The sequence below is a fragment of the Lentisphaerota bacterium genome, assembly GCA_016873675.1.
In the GTDB taxonomy this organism is placed as follows: Bacteria; Verrucomicrobiota; Kiritimatiellia; order RFP12; family JAAYNR01; genus VGWG01.
Window position 1 is genome coordinate 1 of the sequence record VGWG01000145.1, and the last position, 5618, is coordinate 5618.

The window sequence follows — 5618 nt, forward strand, 5'->3', positions numbered from 1 at the left end:
CGTATACCTCGCCTGCACCAGCCGGCGGCCCTGCCGCCCCATCTCCCGCCGCTCCTCATCACCCAGCGCCATCGCCTCCCGCAGCGCCTCCGCCAGCGGCTCAACCCCAACCTCCACCCACCACCCGCAACGCGCCGTCACCAACTCCCCCCACGGCGCCCCCTTCGTGCAGATCACCGGCACCCCGCTCGCCAGCGCCTCGGGCACCACCATGCCAAAATTCTCATGGCGCGTCGGCAGCACAAACAGATCAACCGCCCGCATCACCGCCGCCCTCTCGTCCCCGTAAAGCGGCCCGCAGAAAGTCACCCTCGACGCGATTCCCGCGCGTTGTACCATCCGCTCAATAGTCCCCTGATAGCCGTTCTCGTCCGGTCCCGCTATCAGCAGATGCCAATCGTCGAACGCCTCCGCCGCTTCCTTCCAGGCGGCAACCAGCAGGTCCAACCCCTTGAGCGGGTGCAGCCGCGACAGGAACAACGCCACCCGCTTTCCACCGCACTCCGGACACCTTCTGTCCACATCTTCCCGTCTCTTCTCACCCTCAAACGCATCCACCTCCACCCCGTTCGAAATCACCACAATCCTCGGCCCGCCTCCCAGATACCGCTCCACCCCCGCCGCCTCGGCCCCACAGGTGACATGCACCACATCCGCCCGCCGCAAAAAAAACTGGTCCAGTATCCCCGCCAACCGTTTTTTCCAGGCCGAATGACGCAGACGCACCGAATCGAGACACCCTCTCGGCGACATCACCAGCTTCTTTCCGGCTCGCCTTGCGCACCAGCACCCCCACCACACCGGAAACGTCCAGTTGGAGTGAACATGCACCACATCCGCATCCCGCACGAACCGTCCAAGGCCGAGCAACATCTCCCATGAGAAAAACAAAAAATGCGGGTGACTCGGCCTGAACCGCACCACCCGCACCCCTGTCTGCTCCGCCCGCCCCACCGCCTCCGACAGCCGTTCATCCGCCCGCGCGACCGTCGCCAGCACTACCGTGTGCCCCTGCCGCTGCAGATGCCGACACAGCGCCGGCACCGATTCCGCGATCCCGCCACCCGGTGGTAATCCCGCGACAATGTGAAGAATCTCCATGTAATGAACCAGTGTACCAACAAACTAATTGCCTATTCGCTGGTCATAGTTATCGCGACAGGTTCGCCATCTCAGGCACCCGTTTAAAATCTTCAAATGTTACATGTTCGTGGGGCGACATAATATGGAAGAGAAGTGTCGGACCATAGAACGCGGCCCAAGTCGAATAAGTGCTGGGCGGCCCGACGATGTAGTCGCAGCCCGCCAGCGCATAAAGGTCTGCGAGCTCATGTCCGGGCGCCTGCCGGACTGTCAGCCCGCCAAAGGCTCGGATGTCCAGCGGCGCATCGGAAGCCAACAGGAAGCCGACCCGACCGTTGCGCTCGGCCAGATCCGCCATCACCCGTCTGTAGTCTGTGTCGCTGTAGAAGAAGCGCCCGCCGCGAAAAGCGGCGTAATCGGTGCGCCTGACATGAACGCCGATTACTATGTCACAGCGGTCCCTCAGCGGAGCGAGGCTGTCATCAACAGCCTGCCTGAAGCGAGGGCGGGGCCGAAATATTGCTCGGATCAGATCCCCGTGCTCCCGCACGGCTTGATCGTCTCGGAACCGCCAGCCGACCACCACGAGCACTGCGGCGCGCTCGGCTCGTTCCACAGCCGACAGTGAGAGCGGTATCTCGCCTGGAGGGAAGCTTCCGCTGCGAAGCACTGACACGGGCGGCCACTTTGACCGCAGTGTGTCTGGGTGTGCAGACCTGCGCACCAGTAAACCTCGATGCGGCAACCCCTCAAAGTAGGGGCCATACCGGACCAGAGAACCGATTACAACCGTGCGGCCGCGAGCTTCTGCGTGCGCAATCAAATGCGCGGCGGCCAGGAGACGGTTGCACATGCCGGCGCCTTGGCCCGGGTAGAGGATCATGCGCCGAGCCTCCGCTTCACTGCCAACGCGTACCAACTCCGCGCCCAAGCCTGGGCGGCATAAGGTCGAGCCAGCGCTTGCGAGCGAGCGCTCAGGACGGGCAGCTCGTCGGCGCGGCCATGCATCCAGAGCATCGCGTCTACCAAACTCTCGCTTGACCCTGCCTCACAAAGCAGGCCGTTTTCGTATGCTCGCACCAATTCGGCTGTACCCCCGCACGCCCGCGAGGCGATCACCGGCAGGCCGGACGCGCAGGCCTCGCCAAGCGCAACACCCCAAGGCTCGTAGCGGCTCGGCAGAATGAAGACGCCCTGTCCAGCCAGAAAGCCTGGCATCTGCTCAGGCTGGAGAAAGCCGGCGTCGGTCACACCCTCCTCCCTGCACACAGCATCTGCTAGCGGCCCCATCCCGCAGCACGTCAGCGGCCAAGGGCGTGGCACGCGCAGCCGGTAGCACCGGTAAGCCTTGAGAAGAACGTCAACGCCCTTGTCTTCGCAGTAGCGCCCCACAAAGACAAAACGCGCGGGCCAGGGAAGGACAGGCCGCGCCTGAGCCGCCTCTGCAAAGCCGTCGTAGTCAAATCCGTAAAGGCCGCGCTCGATCTGTGCTTCGGCAAAGCCCAAATGCCGCGCATAGGCGGCAGCCCGTTCACCCGGCACACAGACCGCGCAGAACCGTCGAAGATAGCTGCGAAGCACGTACGGCGCAAGACGCTGTCGCCACGTCCCGCGATAGGACAGATCTAACCCCAAAATCTTGGGCGTACTTGACAGTCGCGGTGAGCGCACAACAGCCCGCTGCAGACGCCCGACCCATCCGGTGACCTCAACCAAGTCAGGCCGGAACTCCACAAGCTCGTCCAGCCAAGCCCCTACCCCCGCACAGTCGTCGCGTTCCCGTACCCGGACTCGCAGCCCGTCCAGCCCGTCCTCCCGAAAAGCGTGCTGAGCAGTGCTAGCCCGGCGCGTCTCGATATAGATCCTCTGTTCAACATCCGGTAACTTAGCCAACGCCCGCCAGCAACTGGGCATATACCCTGTCAGGCCTGTCCAACAGAATGCGATCCTCAACCCGCTCATGGAATCGCCATCTCCCCGCACCACGCGAGCAAGCGCTCCGCCTGCCGTTCCCAAGTGCGCGTCCGTAACACCCAGTCACGCTGTGACTGGAGTCGCTCGCCCCCGTACTCCGTCGTTAAGGCCCGGTCGATCAGCGCCGCGTACCCTTCTGCGGTCGGCTGCTGCGGAACCAGGAGCCATTCGCGGTACTCCGGCGACAGACCGTCAGTCCAAGTGCTGACCACGGGTTTCCCATAGGCGAGGTAATGGAGCAACTTTGACGGAAAAGTCATCCGATTGTCGCTGACCGTCGGCGGCCGTGGGTTGACAAAGACAGAGGCGCGCAAATGGAGTGCATGCAAGGCGTCTTCCGCCAAGAAACCCCGGTACTCAGCCCGTGGTTCCTGTCGCAAATAGACGGCCAGGCGCTCCTTCGGGTCTTTTCCCGTAAGGATGAAACGGCATCCCGGCGTCCGTACACGGGCGAACATCTCGAACAGCAGGTCGAGCCCACCGTACTGGTCATCATACTTTCCGCTATAGACCACCCACCGGTCACCGGCCTCGCTGCCTCCCTCATCCCGCCACCGATCGACACCTCCATCCAGATGTAGCCGGGGCACGGACAGCGGACAGTTCACGTATCCCCAATGCGAAAGGAAAACCAATCCCGCCGCGCCCCGGGACTGACACGTGAACGTCGTCCATCCATCTGCCGCAGGATCGTCCTGATCCAATATGATCGGCACCCAGCGGATTCCCGCCTCCGCCAGCAAGGGCACAGCCGCACGGTGATAGGACGCCAAGTTGTACCCGAACACAATATCAGGCCGGAACGCCCGAATCTCCTCTCGGACAAGCCGCCGATAGAGGGTGCGGAGCGACCTGTCCCTCGCCAAAGGCACATTCAGGTAGCGGCCCGCGCGGACAGGGTACGACGCATCGAAGTCTGCCTTCCGCCCGGGCAACAGCTCACCACCAGGCCAGTATTGCTCGCGGCAATGTGTGCACACCCGAATCGTGCAGCCAGCCGCATCCAACCCGCGCAACAGGCCGCGCGACCATTGCGTGGCCGCCTGGTTCACGGCCCGGCGCCCGAAGAGTGCCTCATCACTATGCCAAGGCCCCAGCCAAAGTAGGCGCAGTCCCCGCACCCCGGGTCTAAAGGCCATCGTGAATACGCTCCCGCTTTGCCCGGCTGACCCGCAGCCGGTCACCCAGCAGCCCCTGGCACTCTTTCACATAGACACATCCCGATGCCATGGCCTGGACGCTCGGCAGGATATGCCAAGGGGTTACACCCTTTTCAGCCAACACGCTTTTCCATCCGCCATAAGAGGCCTCATGGTCGACTGCGGCAGGCACCGGTTCAAGCCCAAAGCCCCTAAAAATCATTTCAGACCGACGCATATGCCAGGCGGATGTCACTAGCAGGACCCGTCTGGAAAAGCCCCGCTCATCGATCAACCGACGCACATAGAGCCCATTTTGTAACGTGCTCTTGGCTTGGGACTCCACCAGGATCGCCTGGCGCGGCACACCCAAGTCTAAGAGCAACGGCACCGAGGAGCCTTCCTCCGAGTTCCCGGAAGCGATGATGTACCGCGCGCGGCCTGCCCGCCAGAGGCGGGCCGCATGCCAGACACGGTCGGCTGAGCCGAACATCTCCGGTATGCCACCGGCCCATTTGGCGCGCCCCATCCCGCCGCCCAGCAACACGATCACATCACACGTGGGCTGACCCTCAGGCGCGACATACGGATAGGGCGCCTCAAGCCAAGTCCCAATCAGGTTCACCAGCAACGGCTGCGTCCAGAAGGCCATCCATCCCACCAGAATCCACGATAGGGTACGGCCAGCTTTACGCCTTCGTACGGCCGATGCCCCCCCCGACGGGCGCAAGCACCGCCACACCGCCACAGCCAACGCCACGGCAACCGAGAATGGATTGCACACCCAAGTCAGCAGCGCCACATTCATCGAATTACCCGATTACCCGCTGATCCCATTTAATATCTCCTTCAATACACAACCGTCAAGACGAAACATAGGGACACAACTGGTAAACATGTGCCCTATGGAACTCTCATAGACGTCTGGCCAAAATACTTGCTTTGTGAGACGTACTGTCCTCAACTGAAAAACCGCGCGAAACCAGCACATTGACAATGTCCCGCTTCTCCGTTCCGCCCTTTTGGCCGTGTACCTCAATATTAAGTTCATCCACGTTGTCCAGCCAAGCCAGATCCGCCCTCTGATTTAATATATGGACCTCTTCACCTTCAATATCCATTTTCATGAAGTCCACACGCTCAATCTCATGGCTATTGAGGAGAGATTGGATCGACAACGCCTTCACGCGGGTCGTATTTTCTGTAGATCTTGGTCCCAAACAGATGGAGAACGAGTCGCTGGCCGCACTCAGACTGTACTCAACCTCGCCATCCTTCTCAGCGACGGCGCAATTCTCAATGAGGATATTCTTAAATCGGCACTTCACGAGAATCTGTGGGTGGTAGTTGATTAAGAAAGGCGCATCCGGTTATCCTTCTTGTACACAAAACAGAGGAGGATAAACGACACCGGATGCGCGT

The 5618-nt window shown here is 61.5% G+C and carries 7 protein-coding genes; 1 reads left to right on the forward strand and 6 read right to left on the reverse strand.

Annotated elements, in window-relative coordinates; all coding sequences use genetic code 11:
* A partial coding sequence (locus FJ222_11730) for a glycosyltransferase (protein MBM4165092.1) occupies window positions 1-1101 on the reverse strand: 1101 nt, incomplete at its 3' end.
* 49 nt (window positions 1102-1150) lie between these two features.
* A complete protein-coding gene (locus tag FJ222_11735; GenBank protein MBM4165093.1) occupies window positions 1151-1441 on the reverse strand; it encodes a hypothetical protein in 291 nt (96 codons plus the stop codon).
* Window positions 1442-1513: 72 nt separating this feature from the next.
* On the opposite strand from FJ222_11735, the gene FJ222_11740 reads away from it, so the two are divergent.
* The gene (locus FJ222_11740; protein MBM4165094.1) at window positions 1514-1711 is read left to right on the forward strand and encodes a hypothetical protein; all 198 of its coding nucleotides are present in this window, start codon (window positions 1514-1516) and stop codon (window positions 1709-1711) included.
* Between the two features lie 251 nt (window positions 1712-1962).
* On the opposite strand, the gene FJ222_11745 is transcribed toward FJ222_11740, so the two are convergent.
* From FJ222_11745 to FJ222_11760, 4 genes are all read right to left on the reverse strand, one after another.
* The gene (locus FJ222_11745) at window positions 1963-3045 is read right to left on the reverse strand and encodes a glycosyltransferase family 4 protein (protein ID MBM4165095.1); all 1083 of its coding nucleotides are present in this window, start codon (window positions 3043-3045) and stop codon (window positions 1963-1965) included.
* The gene (locus FJ222_11750) at window positions 3042-4196 is read right to left on the reverse strand and encodes a glycosyltransferase family 4 protein (protein ID MBM4165096.1); all 1155 of its coding nucleotides are present in this window, start codon (window positions 4194-4196) and stop codon (window positions 3042-3044) included. Before FJ222_11750 ends, FJ222_11745 begins: the two co-directional genes overlap by 4 nt.
* On the reverse strand, window positions 4186-5004 hold the full coding sequence (locus FJ222_11755) for a YdcF family protein (GenBank protein MBM4165097.1): 819 nt from the start codon (window positions 5002-5004) through the stop codon (window positions 4186-4188). The genes FJ222_11750 and FJ222_11755 overlap by 11 nt, the downstream gene beginning before the upstream one ends.
* A gap of 106 nt (window positions 5005-5110) precedes the next feature.
* Complete coding sequence (locus tag FJ222_11760; GenBank protein MBM4165098.1) at window positions 5111-5548, reverse strand: FkbM family methyltransferase; 438 nt, start codon at window positions 5546-5548, stop codon at window positions 5111-5113.
* Window positions 5549-5618: the final 70 nt, after the last annotated feature.

Bases quoted from the DNA above. Each gene is read 5' to 3' on its own strand.
- FJ222_11740 (MBM4165094.1), top strand. From the start codon at position 1,514: ATGAACGCCGATTACTATGTCACAGCGGTCCCTCAGCGGAGCGAGGCT.
- FJ222_11750 (MBM4165096.1), bottom strand. From the start codon at position 4,196: ATGGCCTTTAGACCCGGGGTGCGGGGACTGCGCCTACTTTGGCTGGGG.
- FJ222_11745 (MBM4165095.1), bottom strand. From the start codon at position 3,045: ATGAGCGGGTTGAGGATCGCATTCTGTTGGACAGGCCTGACAGGGTAT.
- FJ222_11755 (MBM4165097.1), bottom strand. From the start codon at position 5,004: ATGAATGTGGCGCTGCTGACTTGGGTGTGCAATCCATTCTCGGTTGCC.
- FJ222_11735 (MBM4165093.1), bottom strand. From the start codon at position 1,441: ATGGCGGATCTGGCCGAGCGCAACGGTCGGGTCGGCTTCCTGTTGGCT.